The 21,181-nt window shown below is 48.2% G+C and carries 20 protein-coding genes; 12 read left to right on the top strand and 8 right to left on the bottom strand.

Going from position 1 to position 21,181, the window contains the following annotated elements; all coding sequences use genetic code 11:
* Positions 1 to 56 precede the first annotated feature (56 nt).
* Complete coding sequence (locus tag JUB14_RS24475) at positions 57 to 611, bottom strand: peroxiredoxin (RefSeq protein ID WP_207509492.1); 555 nt, start codon at positions 609 to 611, stop codon at positions 57 to 59.
* Positions 612 to 949: 338 nt separating this feature from the next.
* Positions 950 to 2,251 (bottom strand): UDP-N-acetylmuramoyl-tripeptide--D-alanyl-D-alanine ligase, encoded by a 1,302-nt coding sequence (locus tag JUB14_RS24480; RefSeq protein ID WP_207509493.1) that lies wholly within the window; start codon positions 2,249 to 2,251, stop codon positions 950 to 952.
* 114 nt (positions 2,252 to 2,365) lie between these two features.
* Between JUB14_RS24480 and JUB14_RS24485 the strand changes: the two genes are divergently transcribed.
* The 3 genes from JUB14_RS24485 to JUB14_RS24495 all read left to right on the top strand — a co-directional run bounded on the left by JUB14_RS24485 (position 2,366) and on the right by JUB14_RS24495 (position 5,969).
* A complete protein-coding gene (locus JUB14_RS24485) occupies positions 2,366 to 4,591 on the top strand; it encodes a T9SS type A sorting domain-containing protein (protein ID WP_207509494.1) in 2,226 nt (741 codons plus the stop codon).
* Positions 4,592 to 4,786: 195 nt separating this feature from the next.
* Positions 4,787 to 5,182, top strand: a complete 396-nt coding sequence (locus JUB14_RS24490) for a hypothetical protein (protein ID WP_207509495.1) — start codon at positions 4,787 to 4,789, stop codon at positions 5,180 to 5,182.
* A 307-nt stretch (positions 5,183 to 5,489) separates the two neighbouring features.
* Positions 5,490 to 5,969, top strand: a complete 480-nt coding sequence (locus tag JUB14_RS24495) for a hypothetical protein (RefSeq protein ID WP_207509496.1) — start codon at positions 5,490 to 5,492, stop codon at positions 5,967 to 5,969.
* A 618-nt stretch (positions 5,970 to 6,587) separates the two neighbouring features.
* Here the strand turns inward: JUB14_RS24495 and JUB14_RS24500 are convergent.
* The gene (locus JUB14_RS24500; RefSeq protein WP_207509497.1) at positions 6,588 to 6,917 is read right to left on the bottom strand and encodes a DMT family protein; all 330 of its coding nucleotides are present in this window, start codon (positions 6,915 to 6,917) and stop codon (positions 6,588 to 6,590) included.
* Between the two features lie 254 nt (positions 6,918 to 7,171).
* On the opposite strand from JUB14_RS24500, the gene JUB14_RS24505 reads away from it, so the two are divergent.
* Positions 7,172 to 8,584, top strand: a complete 1,413-nt coding sequence (locus JUB14_RS24505) for a purine-cytosine permease family protein (RefSeq protein WP_207509498.1) — start codon at positions 7,172 to 7,174, stop codon at positions 8,582 to 8,584.
* A gap of 33 nt (positions 8,585 to 8,617) precedes the next feature.
* The gene (locus JUB14_RS24510; RefSeq protein WP_207509499.1) at positions 8,618 to 8,797 is read left to right on the top strand and encodes a hypothetical protein; all 180 of its coding nucleotides are present in this window, start codon (positions 8,618 to 8,620) and stop codon (positions 8,795 to 8,797) included.
* 11 nt (positions 8,798 to 8,808) lie between these two features.
* On the opposite strand, the gene JUB14_RS24515 is transcribed toward JUB14_RS24510, so the two are convergent.
* Complete coding sequence (locus JUB14_RS24515; RefSeq protein ID WP_207509500.1) at positions 8,809 to 9,288, bottom strand: RidA family protein; 480 nt, start codon at positions 9,286 to 9,288, stop codon at positions 8,809 to 8,811.
* Between the two features lie 165 nt (positions 9,289 to 9,453).
* Here JUB14_RS24515 and JUB14_RS24520 point away from each other — a divergent pair, with 165 nt between their 5' ends.
* The 7 genes from JUB14_RS24520 (at position 9,454) to JUB14_RS24550 (ending at position 16,148) form a co-directional block, all read left to right on the top strand.
* Positions 9,454 to 10,611, top strand: a complete 1,158-nt coding sequence (locus JUB14_RS24520; RefSeq protein ID WP_207509501.1) for an FAD-dependent oxidoreductase — start codon at positions 9,454 to 9,456, stop codon at positions 10,609 to 10,611.
* A 153-nt stretch (positions 10,612 to 10,764) separates the two neighbouring features.
* The gene (gene modA / locus JUB14_RS24525) at positions 10,765 to 11,523 is read left to right on the top strand and encodes a molybdate ABC transporter substrate-binding protein (RefSeq protein ID WP_207509502.1); all 759 of its coding nucleotides are present in this window, start codon (positions 10,765 to 10,767) and stop codon (positions 11,521 to 11,523) included.
* A 53-nt stretch (positions 11,524 to 11,576) separates the two neighbouring features.
* On the top strand, positions 11,577 to 12,251 hold the full coding sequence (gene modB, locus JUB14_RS24530; protein ID WP_207509503.1) for a molybdate ABC transporter permease subunit: 675 nt from the start codon (positions 11,577 to 11,579) through the stop codon (positions 12,249 to 12,251).
* A complete protein-coding gene (locus JUB14_RS24535) occupies positions 12,232 to 13,122 on the top strand; it encodes an ABC transporter ATP-binding protein (RefSeq protein WP_310586195.1) in 891 nt (296 codons plus the stop codon). Before modB ends, JUB14_RS24535 begins: the two co-directional genes overlap by 20 nt.
* A 55-nt stretch (positions 13,123 to 13,177) precedes the next feature.
* The gene (locus JUB14_RS24540) at positions 13,178 to 14,617 is read left to right on the top strand and encodes a sulfatase family protein (protein ID WP_207509504.1); all 1,440 of its coding nucleotides are present in this window, start codon (positions 13,178 to 13,180) and stop codon (positions 14,615 to 14,617) included.
* A 27-nt stretch (positions 14,618 to 14,644) separates the two neighbouring features.
* Positions 14,645 to 15,415 (top strand): LytR/AlgR family response regulator transcription factor, encoded by a 771-nt coding sequence (locus tag JUB14_RS24545; RefSeq protein ID WP_207509505.1) that lies wholly within the window; start codon positions 14,645 to 14,647, stop codon positions 15,413 to 15,415.
* 55 nt (positions 15,416 to 15,470) lie between these two features.
* Positions 15,471 to 16,148 carry an SGNH/GDSL hydrolase family protein gene (locus JUB14_RS24550; protein WP_207509506.1) on the top strand — a complete coding sequence of 226 codons (678 nt, stop codon included), beginning with the start codon at positions 15,471 to 15,473 and terminating at the stop codon, positions 16,146 to 16,148.
* Positions 16,149 to 16,201: 53 nt separating this feature from the next.
* Here the strand turns inward: JUB14_RS24550 and JUB14_RS24555 are convergent, their stop codons facing one another.
* From JUB14_RS24555 to JUB14_RS24570, 4 genes are all read right to left on the bottom strand, one after another.
* Positions 16,202 to 17,185 (bottom strand): sterol desaturase family protein, encoded by a 984-nt coding sequence (locus tag JUB14_RS24555; RefSeq protein WP_207509507.1) that lies wholly within the window; start codon positions 17,183 to 17,185, stop codon positions 16,202 to 16,204.
* Between the two features lie 182 nt (positions 17,186 to 17,367).
* Positions 17,368 to 18,327 carry a DNA-3-methyladenine glycosylase family protein gene (locus JUB14_RS24560; protein WP_207509508.1) on the bottom strand — a complete coding sequence of 320 codons (960 nt, stop codon included), beginning with the start codon at positions 18,325 to 18,327 and terminating at the stop codon, positions 17,368 to 17,370.
* 43 nt (positions 18,328 to 18,370) lie between these two features.
* Positions 18,371 to 19,960: a hypothetical protein gene (locus JUB14_RS24565; protein WP_207509509.1), complete on the bottom strand. Its 1,590-nt coding sequence runs from the start codon at positions 19,958 to 19,960 to the stop codon at positions 18,371 to 18,373.
* A 195-nt stretch (positions 19,961 to 20,155) separates the two neighbouring features.
* The gene (locus JUB14_RS24570) at positions 20,156 to 21,052 is read right to left on the bottom strand and encodes a nucleotidyltransferase family protein (protein WP_207509510.1); all 897 of its coding nucleotides are present in this window, start codon (positions 21,050 to 21,052) and stop codon (positions 20,156 to 20,158) included.
* Positions 21,053 to 21,181: the final 129 nt, after the last annotated feature.

Here is a 21,181-nt window from a genome sequence, read left to right on the forward strand (position 1 = left end):
AAAAAGAGGGGGAGGCTTGTGGCCACCCCCGGTATAGTTTCTGCCTTTACGAAAGATTAAGCTTCAATAGTAGCCTCGCCTTTTGTCCAGTTGCAGGGGCACAGTTCGTCAGTCTGCAGAGCATCCAGTACGCGGATCACTTCATTAACGTTACGGCCTACCGACAGGTCATTTACACATACCCAACGGATGATACCCTGAGGATCTACGATGTACGTTACACGATACGCTACTTTCTCGTTGGCTTCGAGGATACCCAGTTCTTCGGCCAGTGACTTCGACGTATCAGCCAGCATTGGGAACTGCAGGCCACGCAGGTCGTCGTGGTTTTTGCGCCAGGCCAGGTGAACGAACTCAGTGTCAGTAGAAGCACCAATCAGGATCGCGTCACGATCAGCGAAGTCTTCCACGTGCTTGTTGAATTCAGCGATTTCGGTAGGGCACACGAATGTGAAATCCTTAGGCCACCAGAACATCACCATCCACTTACCGGCATTCTTATGGTCTTCTGAAGTAATGTCGTAGAACTCCTGACCTTTTTCGAGGGATACAACGGCCGTTTTCTTGAATTCAGGGAAAACCGAACCTACAGATATAATTGAGTTTCTCATGATTAGTAGTTTGTAAGATTTGCACTTTTTAACGAATGCAAAGTTACAGGCCACAGCAGAGACTCCCAAGTCAGTGCATAGTATGATTCCTGGAAAATGTTAAACGGAAAGCAGGAAGTGATATATGTCAGTAATGAGAAGAATGTAGGTCGTAAAGAAGCTAGTAGAACAGTACTTGGGAATAATAGTACTTATCAAATAAGTAAAGCAACAGACTGCCATTCTTAATATGGATAAGAATGGCAGTCTGTTAGGTACTGGTACAGTAGCTGGCTGATTAGGAAGAATAATTCTTAAAATACTTTGGGATACTTACATCTCCCCCAAAAGCAGGTACTTTATATAAACTGCACTACACTTTCCAGCCCCATACCCCGCGATCCTTTGATAAGGATATGCGTATCCTGCTGAGGATTATCCATGATCCAGTTGTGCAGTGAAAACTTATCCGGGAAATAGTAGGCCTTGGGCAGGGGCGGTAAGGCGTGTGCTATGAGTTTTCCGGACAGTATAACCAGGTCAAAGTTTCCCTGCGCGATCAACTGCCCCAGTGCCAGGTGCTCCGCTTCGGTTTCGTCGCCCAGCTCGAGCATATCCCCCAGGATCACCATTTTGCGCTGGGCTTTGAGGTGAGTAAAGTTACCAATGGCAGCCACCATGGACGAAGGGTTAGCATTGTAGGCATCCAGTACAATAGTATTAGAGCCCTTCTGAATTACCTGTGAGCGGTTGTTATCAGGCTGGTAGTTGGCAATGGCTTCGTGAGCATCCACTTCCTCTACACCCATATGGATACCTATGGCCAGGGCTGCGCACATATTGTCAAAGTTATAGCTGCCCGGCAGGTGCGTTGTCACGGTTTTGCCGTTGTTGCCCCGATAGACTACTTGTGGGGTATCTTCCAGTAGGGTAGGATTGACGGCACCATTCTCTGAGCGATAAAAAACAATTTCTTTAAAAGCATGACGCTTGCTGACCATTTCCATCAAGGTGTCATTTTGTGCATTTACAAATACAGTCCGCTTCTTTTTAGAAAGAAAGTCGTACAACTCACCTTTTCCCTTGCGAACCCCTTCGATTCCTCCGAAACCTTCCAGGTGCGCCTTGCCTATGTTAGTGATCATGCCATGCGAGGGTTCGGCAATGCTGCTGAGCAGGGCTATCTCCTGCTGGTGATTGGCGCCCATTTCTACCACCGCCATTTCATATTTAGCAGGGTCAATAGCCAGTAAGGTAAGGGGGACTCCTATATGATTATTAAGGTTGCCACGCGTGGCGTAGGTTCTGAATTTCATGGCCAGTACGGCGGCTATTAATTCCTTGGTAGTAGTCTTGCCGTTGGAGCCGGTCAGGCCTATCACCGGAAAGTCAAATGTACGGCGGTGGTGGCGGGCCAGATCCTGCAGGGCCAGCAGTACATCATCCACCAGTACATAGCGCTCATCCTGCACTACCTCCGGGTTGTCCACGACTACGTAGGCAGCTCCCTTGGTGAGGGCTTCGGAGGCAAAGAGGTTTCCATCAAATTTATCTCCTTTGAGGGCAAAGAAGAGGCAGCCAGGCTCGATCTTGCGGGTATCAGTGGATACCGTCCGGTGTTTCAGGTATACCTGGTATAGTTCGGCAGTAGTAGTCGACATTGTTATAGAATAGTAGCTAAGACCAAATAGCGGTAAATTTCGTTTATTTTAAAGCAGGTCATCCAAAACCTGATTTTATTCGTAGGTCCAAAAATACATGAATATTCTTCAACGATGAGAATACCTCTCCTGTATCTATTTATACTTCTTCAGGTCTCCTTCAGGTTACAGGCTCAGACGCCCTGGTTCCGGACAGATACCCTAACGCCGGTTAGCTACCAGGGCAAGCCTCTGCTGAACCCGTGGGCGGGCGGACTCAACGCCGGTCAATTCTCCAAAATGCATCTGAACAATGACGGCGTAGAGGATCTGGTAGTATTTGATCGTACCAATAATAAAGTCACTACGTTTCTGGCTGATCCGGCTACCAAAGCCTTTCGATATGCCCCCGCCTACGAAGCGCGCTTCCCCTTCGTGCAAAACTGGATGCTGCTCGTTGATTACGATCAGGATGGACATAAAGATCTCTTCACCCATACCCCACAGGGAGTACAGGTGTACCGTCAGGAGCTGAATGGTACTTCCTGGACCTGGAAGCTGGCCAAGCCCCTGCTGTATTCCAGAGGCTTCTCGGGACGAATCAATCTATTGGTCTCGGCTACCGATATACCGGCCCTTACCGATGTGGACGATGACGGAGACCTTGATATTGTCACTTTTGAGATGCTGGGGCACTACGCGGAGATGCATCAGAACATGAGTATGGAGAAGTACGGCGTACCGGATAGTCTTGAGTTTATCCGGAATGGCGTGTGCTGGGGAAACTTTACAAAGGAGCATTGCAATGATTTTCAGTTTGGTCTTGATTGCGGTTCGCTTGAGAGCCTCGGCAGTAGTACCGATGCAACTGCCCGGGTCATGCACTCCGGAGATGCGTTGCTGCTACTTGATCTGAATGGGGATGGAAAGAAAGACATGCTACTGGGCCACGTCACTTGCAATAATATAATGCATCTTGTCAATCAGGGTACCAATCGGGTGGCCAACTACACCAGCTTTAGTACCACCTTCCCGGCTAAAGATCCCATTGATTTTACCATATTTCCGGCCCTATACCTGGAAGATGTAGACTTCGATGGTGTCAAAGACCTGTTGGCTGCTCCTAATGTGTATGCCAACGAAGGAAACCTGATGGACTTCCGGGCCTCCGGCTGGTACTACCACAACAACGGTACGGCTACAAATCCAGACTTCGTGCTGCGTCAGAAAGGTTTCCTTCAGGATCAGATGATAGATGTCGGCGAGAATGCCGCCCCGGCCTTTTTTGATGTAGATGGTGACGGTGATCTGGACCTATTCATTGGAACAGGGGGAGTACGTAAGGGCAATGGATTTAGGGCAAGTATGTGGTACCTACGTAATGTAGGTACAGCTCGTGAGCCGCGCTATGAAGTGGCCTCCGAAGACTACCTCTCGCTATCGGAATCATTGCAGATTACAAACCTGCGCCCCCAGTGGGCTGATTTTAATGGGGATGGTGTGCCAGATTTGGGCTTTGCAGGGGTTACCTTCAAAGGAACAGAGTATCGGTACATGCCTAATCGTGCTTCGCGTGGGGCCGCCGCTCAGCTTAATGCCGCCGAGGCCGTAACCTTGGTACTGCCCGCCGAAGTACAACCCGGCGATTCACCCTATTTTTATGATGTTGATCGGGATGGCGACCTGGACCTGATCGTTGGAAAGACCCAGGGTAATATCGCTTACTACCTCAATACCGGCACGGCCCGTCAGCCGGTATTCCAGCTACAGACCGACGAACTGGCTAATGTTTCATTTAATTACCGCGGACGCTTTGTAAGTATTGGTGTAGAAGATATAAATCTGGATGGCCAGCCTGATCTGCTAACCACCGATCAGAGTGGAACCATGAAGATATTTCATTCTGGTGAATGGGGGAAATGGAGCAAGCATGATAGCCTTCTGGTAGAGAACCCGGTACTAGATCGTACCATACAGCCTTACCTGGGTACCTATCTGTATCCTGCCGTAGCCGATTATAACGGTGATGGCAAACCTGACCTTGCCATAGGTACAAACGCCGGAGGACTGCGCCTGATGACCAATATCCTGCCTGTGACTATTACCGCTCCTGAGCCGGGTCTCACCTGGCGTGCCGAGGTATTTCCGAGCCCGGCTGTTGACTACGTATATATAACAACGGATACTAATGCAGAGGTGGAAGTATATAATCTGCAGGGTATCACTATGCTGCCTAAACCACTGCCGGTTAAGGCCAATCAGGAGGCGGTAGTGGATATTCAAAACTGGGTACCAGGACTTTATATTTTTCGAATTAGCAATACCAGGGGCGTAGTAGTAAAGAAAGTACTTGTGCGGTAGGTAAACCTACGGCGGTGGTCTTACCGTTGACTACATGTATTTGCTATTATGGAAAACAACTCATCTCTTTTGTGTGTTGATTGTAAGTCAGTAATATTGTCCTAAAAATGATTTGATATTTGTAGAAATAGATATACTTTGATATTGCTTATTTTTTATTAAGTTTATTATTTATAATAGACTGGCAACTAATCTATGGGAAAATCAAATATTTACCTCCTCGTTGAATTAGAGAAGTTTATAAAAGGACTCGCTTTGCATTATCAGGATTTGCAGAAAGCATTCTTAATCAATGCGGCTTATTTCCAGATACTGGAGCCTAAATATTTTTCGGATGATCTCTTTCTGACCTGGAAGAATATAGTTAGACAGGCGAGTGGTCTGAAAGATCCTTTTGCCGTAAAAGAGGCTGTACTCAAAACCCAGATCATGTATACTATTAGTCAGATGTCAGAGCAGGAATGTTATGAATTGGCTATGAAAATAAACAATCTCTACGTAGCGGTTAGTGCTGAGTTAAAAGGAGCAGAGTCGTATAACCGGGCAGTTTCTCCTGCCGGTAACTTATCTTTTTCGACTTATCACCAGTAATAGTACTTACTAACTATTAATTGGTACTATATGCTTTCACAATGTGAAGAGCCATGGCAGGCTTTTAGTCCCTTATACTTCTCTTGAGCCTGCCTTTCATTTAAATAAATTACCGTTTAAAAAGATTTTTTGGTACATATAGTATATATCGATATACTTGACGGATTTTTTACAGGACTATTCAGAACATATATAGCTTCAGGTTGTTGTAATCGGAGGTTATCGAATAAAAATAGTGTTCTGAGTATCTTTTGAATATTTAGTAACAATTCGAGTGCTGAATAGACATATATCCCGCCATCACCATATGAATCAAAAAATACCCCCAACCAAGGTCGCTACGACAGAGCTGGCCTTGTTATTTTGTGCCATTATTGGTCTTACAACTGCGTATCTGAGCGTCAAAAAGAGTGGCTTTTCTCCTTTACCTGTTAAGACTTCCTATGCGGCGGCCCGGGCTGATAGTGAGGAAATTTTCGATAATACATTTGGAGAGTTTCAGGGATCTATACTGGCATCGTATGACGACCGGTTTCCGCTGTTATATAACCAGATCCAGGAGTACGAATTAGAAAAGGGGATGAGAGATGGAATTATTGTGCTTTTGAAAAAGCAGACTAAGGTATTGGTCGTAAAGAGAGATGAAATAGTATCATTGGTAGAGGTACAGGCAGGGGAGCATTACAAGAAAAAACTGTATGTACTTACAGCTTGCCTGAAGAAGTATGGTGATGCTATACACAAGAGAGAGACATTCAGGGCTTTAGCGACTACAGAGCCTCGATAGATGCATTAAAATAAAAGTAACATCAAAAATCTTGCCATTTTAGAATTATTTACAGATATTGCTTTGGATTACGAAATCCACCCTACCAATAACTGTGATAGTCTAAATGAATACAACTTCCTCATGTGAGATCTATGAGAAGCTCTATTCAATTATCAATTGCCTTATAGTCGGAAAGGGGGACATTAAGTCCCGCCTCTTACATAAGGACAGATATTTTGTTGAGCTCGATGAAGAAAGTTTTTCGGAAGCCCTTTTGCCCCTGTGGCTTTCGATCCGAATCCGACTGATGGGCTATGGGCAATACGCTAGCCGTAACCAGAAGTTGGCCGCTGTAAAGCAAAACGGAGTGCAGTTGAGTTTGGAAGAGTGTTCACGTATAGCGTCTGATTTACATGAGCTTTACATAAAGCTGCAGCATGAGTACTATGCTCGCTAAGTTTCAGTTTTGAATAAAGCCATAGGCATTTGCACACTATACACACACACACATACCTTTTTTAGGGAAGCCTTACGCAGGTACCTGATGTCATTGTATTGCTCTTGTCTTCTACAGAAGGCAAGAGCAATTTTTTTTAATTAAAGTTTAGAAAGGAGACTACTCTATGTAGGTCTGTACTACCACTTCTTGAATATAAAGTACACCGCCAGCACGATCAACCCGAATCCTACTAGGTAGTTCCACCGCACGGGCTCTTTCAGATAAAAGACGGCAAAAGCCACAAACACCGCCAGACTCACTACTTCCTGAATCGTTTTTAGTTCAAAGGCATTGAAGCTGTACGACCCGATCCGGTTTGCGGGTACAGCTATACAGTACTCCACAAAGGCTATCAGCCAGCTAATCAGGATTACCTTCCAAAGGTCCGTCTCCCGGAACTTAAGGTGCCAGTACCAGGCCGTAGTCATAAACAGGTTTGACAGAAAAAGCAGTAGTATAGTACGCATGGGCGGGTAGTTGAGAGATAAAAATTTTCCAAAGCAAATATCATCAATGGTTATCATATTAATGAGATAGGCAGCCAACAGTTGCCTTGCATGACACCACAGGAAAGTTATTCCCAAAAAGAAATAGTACTTCGAAAGGAAAATTTTAGATTAGTTGGCTTTGTGTAAAAGGTACAGCTCTCGTAAGGCTTATCTTACCCACTGCCCGACTTACGGTTGAATCCATTAGTTAACTCTTAACCTCCTGATTGCCCATGAACCTGTCTCAGTTTACTGATAAGTTAAATGCCGTTGAAGAGTATGAGCGCGAACGAGTACCGGAGCGAAAGCTGCGCAGTAGTAAAAGTTTTCTGGGACTATATGCAGGGGAGCATACCGCAGGTACTGAGTTTGTAATTGGGCCGCTGTTTGTAGCGCACGGGGTAAGCGCCGGTGATCTTGTACTGGGGTTACTGATAGGTAATATACTGGCGGTGCTTAGCTGGGCTTTCCTTTGTGCACCCATCGCCATCAAGGAGCGTATTACGTTGTACTTTAAGCTTGAAAAAATATGTGGTCCGCGGCTAACCAAGGTATATAACCTGGTCAACGCGCTGATGTTCTGCTTCCTGGCGGGCTCCATGATCGCAGTATCCGCTACGGCGGTGGGTATACCCTTCAACCTGCCACTGCCTACGCTGCAGGATGTCCTACCTAATAGTGCCCTATGGGTGGCTATAGTACTGGTGGTAGGGCTGGTGACTACTGTTATAGCCATGCTTGGTTACGACCTGGTGTCTTATGTGGCCAATCTGGCGGCACCCTGGTTGTTCCTGGTGTTTGTGGCGGCGGCAGTGGCTGTGTTACCCGAAGCGGGTGTTACTTCAATAGGTGACTTTTGGAGTGTGGCTAACGACAAGATCTGGACCGGAGTACCTCTGGAAGGGCAGTCAAAGTTTACCTTCTGGCACGTTATGTTTTTTGCCTGGTTCTGTAATATGGCTATGCACATCGGTATGGCTGATATGTCGGTACTACGTTATGCCCGTAGCTGGAAAGCCGGATTCACGTCAGGAGCTGGTATGTTCCTGGGGCATTATATAGCCTGGGGAGCATCGGGTATCCTTTACGCTATTTTCTTACAGCAGGCAGCTAATAAGCTCGAGTTCTCGCCTGGGCCGGTAGCCTACTACGCGGCCGGACTGGCGGGTGTGATCTGTGTAGTAATAGCGGGCTGGACTACGGCCAACCCTACCATCTATCGGGCTGGTCTGGCCCTGCAGTCGTGGTATCCCAAGTGGAAGACCTGGAAAATTACTCTATTAGTAGGATTGATCACTACCTCGGCGGCCATGTTTCCGGCGCTGGTAATGCGCCTGCTGGACTTTGTGGCCCTGTACGGATTGCTGCTGATGCCGATGGGAGCTATCATCTTCTCGGATGTATACCTGCTGCCGCGGCTCGGGTTGAGTGAGGAATACGCCCGTAAGAAAGGATTACATATCAACTGGGCCGCCGGACTGACCTGGGTACTGACGCTGGCATTCTGCCTGGTCCTGAACTGGATTTTCGGAATTGAAATATTCTTCCTGGGACTACCGGGCTGGTTTGTGGCCGTAGGATTATACCTGGCAATGAGCAAGGTGTTCCAGTCTGCTAATGTATCCCAAACCGTAGATGTTGTATAAAATAAGTTGGTAATCCCTCAAATAGTACTCCCTATGACTTTGCCTAAAACACTAGCTTATATACTCGGTGCCCTGGGTTTGGGGCTGACCATCATACCCTCCATGCTGTCTTTTGCGGGTACTATTACTCAAGATCAGAACAAGACGCTCATGGCGGTAGGTATGGTACTATGGTTTATAGCCGCGTTCCGTATCATCAAAAGGGAGAGCTGAAACAGGACTGGCTACGGATATACCGCTACCAGTTCTATTTCGATAAATTTCTCCGGACTCACCAGACTGGCAATTCCAACGGTGGAGCGAATGGGCTTCACCGGATTTTCCTTTGTTCCAAAATACTGCGCGTACGCCTCGAACCATCCCTGGTAGTCGTGGGTGCCCTTCCATTTGTCTGGTGCTACGTACACCCGTAGCATCAGCACATCCTTAAAGCTAAGCCCTTTTGCCTTCAGGGTCTTTTGCAGATTGTTGAGTATATTCAGGGCCTGCGCTTTGGTGTCGCCAAAGCGGGCAGGTGTACCTTCCTGTGCGGTACTATCCACCACTCCTCCGACCGTGCCACTGGTCCAGAGCATCTTCTTGCCTTCCGGAATAATAGCTCCTGATGAAATGGGCGAAGTAGGTGCTCCATAAAATTCAACGGTTTGGGCTTTGCCACTGATGCAGGTAATACAAATGAGTAAAAGTGAGAGTAGGTGTTTCATTTGTTTGGTGTATTAGGATTATTAAAATTTTAAATAGTAAATAAATCTAAATAATTAAAATAATATTCTGCAATAGTAAATATATTCAGAATAATGTTTGACGTCAACAGGCTTTGTCTATAAATTTCGGCTGAATCAACCCTGTTTAACCCCCATTATGCAGCTATGAATCGTCGAGACTTCTTTCAAAAAACCGGATTAGGCAGTCTGGCTTTGACCACAGGTGTCGTGTCATCCTGTACATCTACAACTCAATCCCAATTCGCGGACAAGCACTTTCACATTAATCGGGGGTACCACCAGATACCCAAGCTACGCCTATCCATGGACCGGATTGTGAAGGAGACCGTGGGGCTGCGTCCGTTTCGGGCCTCAGGACCACGGCTGGATACGGAGCAACTAGGCAACAAAACCATTGTCCACAACTACGGGCACGGGGGGAGCGGCTGGTCACTATCGTGGGGAACGGGCAACATAGCCCGGCAGAAAGTACTGGCGACTCCGGAGCGAAAAATAGCGGTACTGGGCTGTGGTACGGTGGGCATAGCTACGGCCCGGCTGTTACAGGAGAGCGGCTGTGAGGTTACGATCTATACCAAAGATGTACCTCCCAACATTACCAGCAACCTGGCTACGGGTACCTGGTCACCGGCTTCGCGCGTATGCGATCCGACAGTGGCTAAGCCGGAGTTTCGGTCAGTATGGGAGGAGGCTACGCGGTTTTCACACCGCCGGTTCCAGTTACTGCTCGGGATGGATGATATAGCCGCCTGGGTGGAGGAATACAGTGCCTTTGATGAGCAACCCGCGCGAAGCGGTGCGGTAGCCGCCGGAGGAGAGGTGTATGAGCTACCCGGCCTGATACCGGAGCGGGTAAGGCTCAGCCAGAAAGAGCATCCATTCAAGGCCGAGTACGTAACACGCCGGTCCAACATGATCTTTAACATCCCGACTTACCTGCGTCACCACCTCAACGACTTCCTGATGTTTGGCGGGAAGGTAAAGATCCACGAGATTAAAAAACTGGAAGATATAGACGCGCTACCGGAAAAGGTCGTAGTCAACTGCATGGGGCTGGGGGCGAAGCCGGTATTCAATGACGAAGAGCTGACGCCTGTATCGGGGCAGTTGTCCTGCCTGATCCCGCAGACCGAAGTACAGTATAAGTTCAATACCAAAGGAGCCAACTTCATCGCCCGCAAGGATGGTATATACCTGGGCAGTAATGGCATCGTAGGCAACTGGGACACAACCCCCAGTAAGGAGCAGACCGAGAAAGTAGTGACGATCCTTCAGAAAGTAATGAGTGAGATGCGCGGCTAGCCCCCTTTCCGGCTCGTGTCTGTGCTGCCAGGTACCACGAGCCGGTATATCTTGCCTTTGTACAATCCGGCCCTTCTATTCGTACATTTCTTAATCTTTGCTACCTTTACCCTATATCATTTCCTCACACGTATGAGGTGTATATCAGGGTTCATGAAATATATCGCGCTGCTAGTAATAGTACTTACAGGATTAGGAGGCTGTACCGAGCCTAATAAAAAAGTAGTGGTAGCCACGGCCGCCAATGTGCAGTACGTGATGCAGGAGCTCAAAGAGGAGTTTGAGAAGGAGTCAGACACTGAGGTTGAAATGGTAGTAAGCTCCTCCGGCAAGCTCACCGCCCAGATCCGCGAAGGCGCCCCGTTTGACGTATTCGTGTCGGCAGACACCCAATATCCTAATGAAATTCATAAGAACGGAGGCAGTGATGTGGCTCCACGGGTATATGCCCGAGGTACCCTGGTACTCTGGACGCTGGATTCTACGGCTATCGACCTTTCTATAAACAGACTTGCTGATAAATCCATCCGGAAAGTAGCGCTGGCCAATCCGCGTACTGCCCCTTATGGCGAAGCCGCCGTACAGGCTATGGAGAAAGCGGGTATCTATGAGCAGGTAAAGGATAAGCTGGTATACGGCGAAAGCATTGCTCAGACCTCACAGTACATTGCTTCCGGCGCGGCCGATGCCGGCTTTACGGCTATGTCGGTAGTACTTTCGCCGGAGATGAAGGGCAAAGGACATTGGGTAAAGGTAGATAGCTCAGCTTACCAGCCCATTGAGCAGGCAGCCGTACTACTCCGGCACAGCGAAGACTCCTTCAAAGCGCAGCCCAGCCGTGACTTCTTTGAGTTTTTATTTTCCGGGAAAGCAAAAGCTATTTTTCGGAAGTATGGCTATTCGGTGGAGTAGCGCATATCTAAGTACCTGATAAGGCTAACTTCAAACCTATACCTGCAGCTTACATGGATCCTGAACCTCTCTGGCTTACCTTACGACTGGCTACCCTTACTACCCTGATCCTGTTTGTAATCGCGTTGCCGATGGCGTACTGGCTGGCGTATTCGCGGTTTAAGGGTCGGTCGGTGGTGGAGGCCATTATCGGTATGCCGCTGGTGCTGCCGCCTTCGGTGCTGGGCTTTTACCTGTTGCTGGCATTTAGTCCTTCCCGGGCCTTTGGGCAGTGGCTGGAGAGTACCTTGGGGCTGCGGCTGGTATTTTCGTTTCCGGGGCTGGTCGTTGCTTCCATTATTTATAGCTTGCCCTTCATGATCTATCCGCTGCAGGCGGGTCTGCAGTCGTTACCAGCTTCCCTGCGCGAAGCCTCCTATACCCTGGGCAAAAGCGCCTGGACTACGTTTTTTAAAGTACTGCTGCCCAATAGCAAATCGGCTATTCTGACGGCGTTGGTACTTACCTTTGCCCATACGGTGGGGGAGTTCGGGGTAGTACTGATGATTGGTGGCAACATACCCGGTGTGACCAAGGTAGCTTCCGTAGCTATCTACAACGAGGTAGAGGCGCTGAATTATGATGCGGCTAATCAGTACGCGCTCGTGCTTTTTGTGGTAACATTCTTAATTTTATCGATTATTTATACGATCAACAACCGATTGCTGCGTGTCCGACACCCCGCTTGACATATCGATCCGGCATAGTCTGAGTACAGCCCAGGGGGTGATCTCTATGGAGGTGGCACTGGCGGTAAAGCCGGGTGAAATACTGGCGCTGACGGGTCCTTCGGGGGCTGGCAAAACTACCCTGCTCCGGATCGTAGCAGGGCTGATTCAGCCGCAGTCAGGACTGGTCCGGTACGGTAGTGAGGTATGGACCGATACGACGGGGCAAGTACTTAGAGCGCCCCAGCGGCGGCCGGTAGGCTTTGTCTTTCAGGATTACGCCCTGTTTCCCCACCTGACAGTACGCCAGAACCTAGCCTTTGCGCTGGATAGGGGGCAGGATGAGGGCATAGTAGATGAGCTACTCCGTGCCGTAGAACTTACCGAGCTGGCCGGACAAAAACCGGCTCAGCTATCGGGAGGGCAGCAACAGCGGGTCGCACTGGCGAGGGCGCTGGTGCGTAAGCCCCAGGTACTGCTCCTGGATGAGCCTATGGCTGCTCTGGATCGCTCCATGCGGTACCGGATGCAGGACCTGCTGCTGGACCTACACTGGCAGTACCGGTTCATGATGATTCTGGTCACGCACGATCTGGCGGAGATATTCAGGCTGGCCGATCGGGTCGCCCGGCTCGAAGACGGACGTATTGCACAGGTAGGGAGCCCCGGCGAAATCTATACGCACAATCAGGACCTGAGCGAGGAGCCTCTGCTTTATGGGGAAGTACTATCGGTAGAGGTTGCAGATGATCAGCTGGTGGTACTGGCTCTGATTCAGCAGCAGGTACGTCGGCTGAGACTACCACAGGCTCTGGCTCCGCAACTAACGCCCGGACGCTCATTTCTGCTCCGGTACTCTCTCGAAACACCTATGATCGAACTGATTGATTAGTAGTAAGTAGTCAGCTATACAGTCTTATAGTATGTAAACTAACATGTAGCGACGAATGAAGTACTTTGGTATTATAGTAGGTATAGTACTACTGTCTGTACAGGCTGTTATTGCTCAACAGCGCCCTAACGTGGTTATATTCATCGCGGATGATGTAAGCTGGAATGATTTCGGCTGCTATGGCAACAAAGAAGTCAAAACGCCAAATATTGATCGTATAGCCAGGGAAGGGCTACGCTTTACCAATGTGTACCTGACGGCCAGCTCGTGCAGCCCCAGCCGCAACAGCATTCTGTCGGGACGGTACCCGCACAACACAGGTGCCGCTGAGCTACATACACCACTGCCCGCCGAAGTACCTACCTTTCCGGGAGCTCTCAAAGAGGCCGGGTACCACTGCGTATCTGCCGGCAAATGGCACTCGGGACCCCATGCCGTCAAAGATTTTAGTTTGGTACAATCCAAAGGAAATGGGAATGGCGGGGAGGAGCAGTGGGTAAATGTGCTGCGCGACCGGCCGCGGGAGAAGCCTTTCTTTATGTGGTTTGCGGCTCTGGATGCGCATCGGGAATGGGGCGAAAACCAGTACGCCGGCACTAACCCTCCTGATGCCATATCGCCCCCTCCCTACATGGCCAATACTCCCGCTACCCGCAGGGACCTGGCGCAGTACTACGACGAAATAACCCGCTTTGATACCTATATAGGTGAAGTGGAAGAGGAGCTTGCAAGACAGGGCGTACTGGATAATACATTGATTATAATAATGGCTGATAACGGGCGCCCCTTTCCCCGAAACAAAACGCGCCTCTATGACGAAGGAATCAGGACTCCGTTCATCGTCAAATGGAAGAAGGGGATAAAGGCACAAGTACCTCAGGTATCGGAGAGCCTGATCAGTGTGATAGATATAGCCCCAACCGTACTCGAACTGGCGGGGCTTTCGGTACTCCCGGGATTTCAGGGAAAAAGTTTTTCGAAAGTACTCAAGGAGCCCGGCAGTAGCTTCCGTAACTATGTGTTTGCGGAGCACAACTGGCACAACTACGAAGCATACGAGCGTATGGTACGGACCAAAGACTGGCTCTATATCTACAATGGCCGCCCGCAGTTTGCCAGTTCTTCCGCTTCGGACATTCATCGTTCGCCAGCGTTTCAGGATTTAGTGAAAGGATATCACACTGGGGAGCTTACCAAAGCGCAGCAGGATAATTTTATCCAACCCAGACCCGCCGAAGAACTGTATAATTGCGCCAAAGATCCTTATCAACTGACCAACTTGGCTGAACAGGCTGTTCACAATAAAGAACTCCAAAAACTGAAGCAGGTACTTAAGAACTGGATGGACCAGACCGGCGATACCCAACCTGACCATCTTACGCCTGCTGATTCAGATTGGTTTAGTGGCAATAAGCTGGATACACCTCTTGTACGTGGTGAAATGCCGGGCACAAAAAGAGGGGCGGTCAGCACTACCAACAAAGGACCATTCTGATGCTTTACCCAATCCAATACTTCCTCTATGCATATACTTATTATTGAAGATGAACCTCTCGTGGCTCGCAACCTGCAGAACACCGTACGGCAGATTGAGCCCGAGGCGAGGCTGGATGGCCCGCTCGAAAGCGTAGAGGCTGCTATCGGCTGGTTCCGGAATAACCAGACCCCCGATCTGATCCTGTCAGATATCCAGTTGTCGGACGGAGTAAGCTTCGAGATATTTCGCCAGGTCGACACCGACTGCCCTATTATATTCACAACGGCCTACGACGATTACGCCATCCGGGCTTTCAGGCTCAACAGTATTGACTACTTACTGAAACCCATCCACGAAGAGGACCTGAAGCGGGCGTTTGCCAAGTACCACCGATGGCGGGGAACCGACCGGTCCAATTATTTCCCGACCCAGCTGAGCAATCTGCTCGAGCAGCTGGATACCCGTCCCTCCAAATCCTATAAGCAACGCTTCCTGGCGCATCACCAGCGTACGGTCGTGGCCGTACCGGCTGAGCGGGTAGCTTTCTTTGTTCGTGATGAGGTAATCTGGCTGGTGACTCTGGAAGGCCAGCGGCTCATCACCGATTACGCTTCGCTGGATGAGCTGGACGAACTACTGGATCCGGTGCATTTCTTTCGGGCCAGTCGTCAGTATACGATTAGGAAGGAGGCGCTGGAAGGCTACCGTACCCATCATACCGGTAAACTGGAGTTAATCGTGACAGCCGCTCCTGATGAGACTATTTCGGTGAGTAAGGAAAAGGCGCCGCAGTTCAGGCGGTGGTTTGAAGAGTGATAGGGTAGGTACGGCGGCTGAGATTCTTTGTATTTTAAAACCATTTTCAACCTTTATGCAGACTTTTTACAAGCTACTACGAATTGCACTTATGACGTTACCTCTGCTGGCCATGCAGCAGGCCAAGCCTACCCGCGTTGTATTCTTTGGCGACTCTATTACTCAGGCGGGCGTAGGGCCCAAAGGGTACATTTCTCAGATGAAGGAAATGCTGCAGGCACGCGGCCTGAGCGATCAGTACGAACTGATAGGGGCGGGCATAGGCGGTAATAAAGTATACGACCTGTACCTGCGCATGGAAGAGGACGTACTGGCCAAAAATCCTGATGTAGTAGTTGTATACGTAGGTATCAACGATGTATGGCACAAGCGTACCCACGGCACCGGTACCGATCCGGATAAGTACGTGAAGTTTTACGAAGCCATTATTAAAAAGCTACAGGCCAATAATATCCGTGTTATCCTGAGTACACCTTCGGTCATTGGGGAGAAATCAGACTACTCCAATGAGCAGGACGGCGACCTCAACCGCTACGCCGGTTTTATCCGTGACCTGGCGAATAAGCATAATCTGACGCTGGTGGACCTACGCAAAGATTTTCAGGACTATCTGGTAAAGAATAATCCTGACAATAAGGAGTCAGGCATCCTTACCACCGACCGCGTTCACCTGACCGAAGCCGGTAACAAGTTTGTAGCCGAGAGAATGCTGAATGCCCTGGTGAAGAAGTAGCAGGTGAATACCTGTAAAAAAGGCGAGCCGATTAACCAGCTCGCCTTTTTGTGTTATGAAGCTTTTGGAGTTACTTTGAATTCCTCCTGACCTATTTCCTTGATAGGTACTGGCTTTTTCTTTCCGTTAATAACTTCTTTGGCTTTTGCCACATCTATCGGATCTCCAAATAGATAAAACATTTTCATTTTGAACCCTTTGGCATTCTTCATATCCTCCCAGATATCCATGTACTCATGGAAATTGATGTAGATTGGGTTAGCCTTATGCTCTAAGCTAGTGGTAATACCATAAATAGCCTGCTCTTCCTCTTCCTGGTAGGTACCAAACATCCGATCCCAAAGGACAAAGGTGGCGCCGTAGTTCTTGTTGATGTACTTCTCCTGTGAGCCGTGGTGTACCCGGTGGTTGGATGGGGTAGCAAAGATGTATTCGATGGCAGGGTGCAACTTGCGGATGTACTCTGTATGTACCCAGAACTGGAATAGAACCGCTATCTGGTTAACAATAAAGAATATAACGGGGTGGAAACCCATAATGGCAATGGGGAAGAAAAAGATCAGCTTCAGGTGCTGTACCCAGCTTAACCGGAATGATACCGTCAGGTTGTAGTTTTCGCTGCTGTGGTGTACCACATGCGTAGCCCACCAGAACCGTTGCTCGTGCGAAATGCGGTGAGCCCAGTAGCTACACAAGTCAAAGAATACATAGCAGGGTATAAACGTCCACCAGGCAAAATGCATGCGCCAGGGTACTAGGTTATACATCCAGACTATAATGGAAAAAAGCGTGAATTTTAAGAGGAAAGCAACTATTACGTTTCCAATTCCGACCAACACAGAGCCAATAGTCTCATTTTTGTCGTACAGATGTCTGTCGTGCCGATAAGAGATATACCACTCGATCAGCACAAAGAAGAACATGACTGGTGCGGCCCATACTATAATCTCGGGGGCACTTTTTGTAAGACCATCAAGTTGGGTAAAGTTAATTTTTGGGGCACCAAAAAGAGTAGATAAGTTGAGTAATACCGTCATTCCTTTGTCAATTGTGTTTCACTAAATAATAAAGTCAGCTTTAGAAGAAATGTTTTAAAGATCCGCTAATCTGTTGTTCAATAGTCAGAGTTGAAAAATTTATAAGTAGTAAATAACTCACTTTTACCATAGTATCCCAACGTTATCTGATTAAATCTGCCCAATCAGCTATAAAAAAAATGTTAAGGAGCCACAGAGGGAAGGTCAGGCTTGCTAAGGGTACGCCAGAGATAAAAGGTAAGATAGGCTTCCCAGCCACAGAAGTTACTAAAAACCAGATCCAGTTCTGCCCGCTCGGGTCGCCGTGCCAGCCCCTTTACCTTATGCAACGCATTGTATAATCCTACGTCTCCGTAAGGGACGCAGGTGGCTACTTTCAGTGACTTCATAAGAGCATAGTTAGCGGTCCACTCACCGATGCCTTTATACGAAGTCAACTGACGGATCATAGCCTCGGGCGTGGATAAGGTACTCAGTTGCTCTTTTGAAACCTCCCCGGTACTAAAAGCCCTGGCGATGGTGATGAGGTATTGGGCCTTTCTTTCCGAAAATTGAAGCTCCCGTAGCGCAGCAGGCTCAACCATAGCAACCTGCCTGGGCTCCGGAAAGAGATAGTAGGTTTCATCCTGCCAGTCTATCCGCTCTCCGAGGGTTTCTACCAGCCTCCTTTTTAACTTATAGGCAAAGGACAAGTTGATTTGCTGCCCGATGATGCTCCAGCAGAGAGCCTCAAATAAGTCAGGAATACCAATCAGGCGCAGGCCGCAGTACTCATCTGCCATGAAAGCAAGCTCCTGGTCTGACCTGAGCAGCTTGTAAAAAGGCGCCAGATCCGTATCCAGATCAAACAGGTCCCGTACATATTGGATCAAGGCGGCTTCGTCCGTGATGGTACCTCGAAGTACCTCAATATGGAGGTTACTGTCTACTTGCGATATTTTTACCAGAACCGGCTGCCCGGCTATTCGGATGGGTTTAATGACGGCATCAGGCAAAATGCGGTGCATGATATCGTCGTAGTTCCGGTCCAGAAACCACAGACACTCCTGAAAGCTGAATAAGGGAGGAGTAGGGGTAAGGTAGGATAAGCTTTCGGAGATCAACTGTTTCTTTGGATTAGATAAGTGAAAAAAGCCCGGCATAACCGGGCTTTTTAAGAACGAAAGACAGACCTTTTAGTATGTACTATAAAGTGATTTCCTCGCCGGTAGATAACCTGAAATACTCATTGTCTTTAATAACTCCGGCGTATAGCTTAAACTGGGAAGCATTCAGGTACTTTTTCAGGATGGAAATAGAAGTAGCTCCGTCGTGGTAGTATCGGCCTGTACGTAGTACCCCCAGTACACTACGATGATTGTTTTTGGTGGGAAAGAAATGCAGCTCCGACCCCGCCTGAAGGATTACATAGGCTCCCTCATTTTTACCCAGATCCCGGCTCACTTCCGGGAAACGAAACGTTATAAAATCCTGACCGTTCTCGACCTCTACCGGTGTACTGCCCTTAATCGGAGCATTGGCCAGGCGTTCAAAATAAAACGAAGGCATCTCATACACCCCGGTGGCTATCGATTCTTCATAAATGGTATCTACCGGCTTCCTTACCGCGACGTAGATCGGTGAGGAGGGAATAGCCCGGTTGTTTTTCCATTCGTAGGCGTCCGTTAGTAGTACTTTCCGGTAGTAATCCACTGCTTCCCAGTTCTGGAAGTAGGCATTGAAAAAGTAGAGTAGCGCTATACCCAGGCCTGCTGTACTAAGTATTTTGGGATTGTGCCGGAAGATTGGAGTTCGGAGTAACAGGAGGTAGATAAATAAGATCCAGTACACAAACATATGCTTATAGCGGTTGGTCAGGATAGAACCGGCCCCTTCGGAGGCACGACCCAGCGCAAACACACTAAAGACAATAAATAAGAAGGCCAGACAGCCCCATACCCATACCTCATTGGCGTAAGGTGTCTGCTTCTTTATAAGTACCTTCTTTATGAATGGTATGAATAGCCATATAACCAGCGCCAGGATAATCAGTCCTGCAACCCCTGCTATTACTAGTCGTATTTTATCAGAAAGGGTAGGGAATATGTCCACAATCATCCCTGGCATGGTGACCAGTATCTGGAGCAGCGAGTCAAAGTGCCTCAAGTTTTCACTGATGGGGGGACGGAAGTCAGGTACTTTTAGCTGGTAGTAGTAGTAAAATACCAGCAGCCCCATGACCAGACCCCACACACCCAGCCGCTTAAATTTCTTCTGGACGAACAGTACCAATGCACCCGCCAGGAATAAAAAGGTACCGGTAACATCAGAGTACAAGGCTATGATAGCGGCAACTATACCTAGTGCAAACCACCCTACCGAATGTCTGGATAAGAGCCAAAGTGCCAGAAAAGACCAGATAAATACGGCTATATGCTGCATGGGAATCATAGCCCAGTATACAGCCCCATAGTTGATCGGGGTGAACAGCAGAAATGGAATAGGCAGGAAGTAGAGCCAATTAATGTTTTCCTGACGAAACCAGTTAATAAACAGCCCTAGCAGGATCAAGTAGGTAGAGATACCCAGTACCATCATGATTCTGAGATCCAGCGAACCATTTAGCAGATATACCCAGTAGGATACAAGACGGTCCACGACTATACGCCTTTCGTCATCCTGCGTATACAGGATGTTCCAAAAGCCCCTGATCCCGTCATAGTTGCCTTTCAGAATTTTTACCGTAGGCTCCAGCAGTGCGTCAAAGTCATCCTGAAAAGGTATATTAACGGACATTTCAAAAAAAGTAAAATAGAAAAATACAATTGGAAATGCCGTTACTATAAAAAGTAAAATACCTTTTAAGGAAAGCTTAGAAGCCATTGGAATCGTTGGTGATGAATGATTTGATAGTGTAAATAGAATCAGGATATAAAATATATCCAAGTCCAGGGGCAAAATGTTAGGGTTGGGTACTCACCCAACCCTGGTTTACCAGAGGTTGGATGGGTACTTACCCGAAGTATGTAGTTCACTAAGAGCGGCCTGTACAGTAGGCTTATCTTCAGGATACGTCACCCCAAACCAATCGGACTGGCTGGTGAAGACCCTGCATTTGCCTAAGTCATTAAAGATCATATTCGTGACAATGTACGGAATATAAAACTCAGCCTTAGGCGTAGTGAAATTAGCCCGGGCATAGGCCTCAAATAAGTTCTTTGTAATGGGGAACACAGAAGGTTTGAAGCCCCAGAAATTCATGGATACAATGGTCTCGGCAGAAAGCTCGGTCATGATTTCATCTTCCTCAAAGTAGATCTTGCCGAGGTCGCTGGATATTTTGGTACGCTCTACTACCGACGACAGGTTACCGTCACTATTCACTACGCATACACCGCGGGATACAGTACCATTTTCGGACAGTGTACGCTTCAGCTCGTAGCCAATCATAGCATGTTGTGTATCGTCGGTATCGCTCTGAAGAAATTCCGCCATGGTCGCAAAAGCTTCCCGACCATAGAAATCGTCGGCATTGATTACAGCAAAAGGAGTAGAGGTTTGTTCCCAGGCGCAAAGCATAGCGTGTCCGGTACCCCAGGGTTTGGTGCGCTCTACGGTGCCCAGATCTTCGGGTACGTACGACTGTATACCCTGTATAGCAAAGTCATAGTCAATCAGGCCCTGTAGCTTGGGAGCAAATACAGCCTCCATTTCATCTCTGATTTCTTCCCGTACTATAAACACTACTTTGCCAAAGCCACCCCGGATGGCATCAAAAAGAGAATAATCTATAATGGTTTCCCCATTAGGGCCAAATTGATCGAGTTGTTTAATGCCTCCGTAGCGGCTGCCCATACCGGCGGCCAGTATCAAAAGTGTAGGTTTCATTCGTATGTGTGATTTTGGGTGTATATCTAAAAGGAGCGGCAAGTTAAAAACTTATGCCTAAAGCTAATTAGGTTGTTTACCAGATTTAAAAATCGGACAACAAAAAAAAGCGCCGCGTGGAAGCTCGCG

This window comes from Telluribacter humicola, assembly GCF_017355935.1.
Taxonomy (GTDB): Bacteria; Bacteroidota; Bacteroidia; order Cytophagales; family Spirosomataceae; genus Telluribacter; species Telluribacter humicola.

What these genes read in the sequence shown, in the direction of transcription:
- JUB14_RS24475 (WP_207509492.1), bottom strand. Translation starts at nt 611, where the DNA reads ATGAGAAACTCAATTATATCTGTAGGTTCGGTTTTCCCTGAATTCAAG.
- JUB14_RS24480 (WP_207509493.1), bottom strand. Translation starts at nt 2,251, where the DNA reads ATGTCGACTACTACTGCCGAACTATACCAGGTATACCTGAAACACCGG.
- JUB14_RS24485 (WP_207509494.1), top strand. Translation starts at nt 2,366, where the DNA reads ATGAGAATACCTCTCCTGTATCTATTTATACTTCTTCAGGTCTCCTTC.
- JUB14_RS24490 (WP_207509495.1), top strand. Translation starts at nt 4,787, where the DNA reads ATGGGAAAATCAAATATTTACCTCCTCGTTGAATTAGAGAAGTTTATA.
- JUB14_RS24495 (WP_207509496.1), top strand. Translation starts at nt 5,490, where the DNA reads ATGAATCAAAAAATACCCCCAACCAAGGTCGCTACGACAGAGCTGGCC.
- JUB14_RS24500 (WP_207509497.1), bottom strand. Translation starts at nt 6,917, where the DNA reads ATGCGTACTATACTACTGCTTTTTCTGTCAAACCTGTTTATGACTACG.
- JUB14_RS24505 (WP_207509498.1), top strand. Translation starts at nt 7,172, where the DNA reads ATGAACCTGTCTCAGTTTACTGATAAGTTAAATGCCGTTGAAGAGTAT.
- JUB14_RS24510 (WP_207509499.1), top strand. Translation starts at nt 8,618, where the DNA reads ATGACTTTGCCTAAAACACTAGCTTATATACTCGGTGCCCTGGGTTTG.
- JUB14_RS24515 (WP_207509500.1), bottom strand. Translation starts at nt 9,288, where the DNA reads ATGAAACACCTACTCTCACTTTTACTCATTTGTATTACCTGCATCAGT.
- JUB14_RS24520 (WP_207509501.1), top strand. Translation starts at nt 9,454, where the DNA reads ATGAATCGTCGAGACTTCTTTCAAAAAACCGGATTAGGCAGTCTGGCT.
- modA (WP_207509502.1), top strand. Translation starts at nt 10,765, where the DNA reads ATGAAATATATCGCGCTGCTAGTAATAGTACTTACAGGATTAGGAGGC.
- modB (WP_207509503.1), top strand. Translation starts at nt 11,577, where the DNA reads ATGGATCCTGAACCTCTCTGGCTTACCTTACGACTGGCTACCCTTACT.
- JUB14_RS24540 (WP_207509504.1), top strand. Translation starts at nt 13,178, where the DNA reads ATGAAGTACTTTGGTATTATAGTAGGTATAGTACTACTGTCTGTACAG.
- JUB14_RS24545 (WP_207509505.1), top strand. Translation starts at nt 14,645, where the DNA reads ATGCATATACTTATTATTGAAGATGAACCTCTCGTGGCTCGCAACCTG.
- JUB14_RS24550 (WP_207509506.1), top strand. Translation starts at nt 15,471, where the DNA reads ATGCAGACTTTTTACAAGCTACTACGAATTGCACTTATGACGTTACCT.
- JUB14_RS24555 (WP_207509507.1), bottom strand. Translation starts at nt 17,185, where the DNA reads ATGACGGTATTACTCAACTTATCTACTCTTTTTGGTGCCCCAAAAATT.
- JUB14_RS24560 (WP_207509508.1), bottom strand. Translation starts at nt 18,327, where the DNA reads ATGCCGGGCTTTTTTCACTTATCTAATCCAAAGAAACAGTTGATCTCC.
- JUB14_RS24565 (WP_207509509.1), bottom strand. Translation starts at nt 19,960, where the DNA reads ATGTCCGTTAATATACCTTTTCAGGATGACTTTGACGCACTGCTGGAG.
- JUB14_RS24570 (WP_207509510.1), bottom strand. Translation starts at nt 21,052, where the DNA reads ATGAAACCTACACTTTTGATACTGGCCGCCGGTATGGGCAGCCGCTAC.